A 1,099-nucleotide genomic window follows, 5' to 3' on the forward strand; every position below is an offset into this window, starting at 1 on the left:
GGGCCCCCTCGTAGGTGGCGTCGGCGCAGAGGCTGACGATCCCCAGCAAAACAATGAAGCGCCAAGGGGAATCGGGCATAACCAGCTCCTGAGGATGGGAAATCCAATTGGGGATTGGGACTAGGGTTGGTGCTGAGGAGCGTGATGGAATACTTGGACGCTGTGGCAAGTAACTAGACCGTCGCGCACCAGATTTTTAACATCCGGCAGAAAGGCTTTAATTTTCTCCGGCGTGTCGATAAACGTTACCAAAATAGGCAGATCTGTGGAAAGTTCGAGAAGGTTGCTGCTGCGAATGTGGCTGTTGCGGCCAAAACCGGCAATGGCTCTCACCACCGTACCTCCCGCCATGCCCCGCCGACGGGCCAGCTCCAGCAGAGCCAGGTAGAGAGGCTTATTTTGCCAGTGATCCGACTCGCCAATGTAGATATCTAACTTGTAGACTTCGGGTTCATTGTCTAGCATGCTTGGAGCTCTCTTTTCCGCTTAAATTTTTTAAATCCTTGTTGCTATCGCCACAGTCTCGCCAACAGGATCCCAAGTTCCATCGCCAGAGCTCCTAATAAACAGGAGCCAAACCAATAGACAAAACCAGTTACAAAGCGATGCTGCTGCCAGAGGTTAAAGGTATCCAACTCATAGGTGGAAAAGGTGGTGTAGGAACCCAAAAAGCCAACTCCAAACAGCAGGCGAAATTCCGGTGAGATCTCGGGTCGCTTCATGGCCAGGGTGGCAAACCAGCCCATAACAAAACAGCCCGACAGGTTGATGATCAAAGTTCCGTAGGGAAAACTGGGGCCAAATCGCTCCGCAAACCAGACAGAGAGATAGTAGCGGCTCAGGGATCCACCAATGGCCCCCAAAGCCACCGCCAAAGGAACTCTCAAAAGCGGAGAGGCTAACTCCTGACTTAGGTAAGTCCACACCGATTGCAGACTCATCACATCTCCTCGGCTAGGCTGACAAAACAATTCCAAAAGGACGAGCCCTCAACCTTGGTTCGCTCCTACGATGGCATTTCTTGTTTTTCCGAACTCCTCTTCTTCTACCAAAATCACCGGAATGGAGCTGGTCTCCAACACTGCTTGGGAAGTGGATC

Annotated in this window: 2 protein-coding genes; both read right to left on the bottom strand. The window is 51.9% G+C overall.

Going from position 1 to position 1,099, the window contains the following annotated elements:
* Positions 1-120: 120 nt before the first annotated feature.
* Positions 121-465 carry a DUF190 domain-containing protein gene (locus NW853_RS08590; RefSeq protein WP_414348805.1) on the bottom strand — a complete coding sequence of 115 codons (345 nt, stop codon included), beginning with the start codon at positions 463-465 and terminating at the stop codon, positions 121-123.
* Positions 466-509: 44 nt separating this feature from the next.
* Complete coding sequence (gene crcB, locus NW853_RS08595; protein ID WP_414348806.1) at positions 510-941, bottom strand: fluoride efflux transporter CrcB; 432 nt, start codon at positions 939-941, stop codon at positions 510-512.
* Positions 942-1,099 lie beyond the last annotated feature (158 nt).

The sequence above is a fragment of the Synechococcus sp. H55.11 genome (assembly GCF_047462475.1).
GTDB lineage: Bacteria > Cyanobacteriota > Cyanobacteriia > Thermostichales > Thermostichaceae > Thermostichus.

What these genes read in the sequence shown, in the direction of transcription:
- NW853_RS08590 (WP_414348805.1), bottom strand. Translation starts at nt 465, where the DNA reads ATGCTAGACAATGAACCCGAAGTCTACAAGTTAGATATCTACATTGGC.
- crcB (WP_414348806.1), bottom strand. Translation starts at nt 941, where the DNA reads ATGAGTCTGCAATCGGTGTGGACTTACCTAAGTCAGGAGTTAGCCTCT.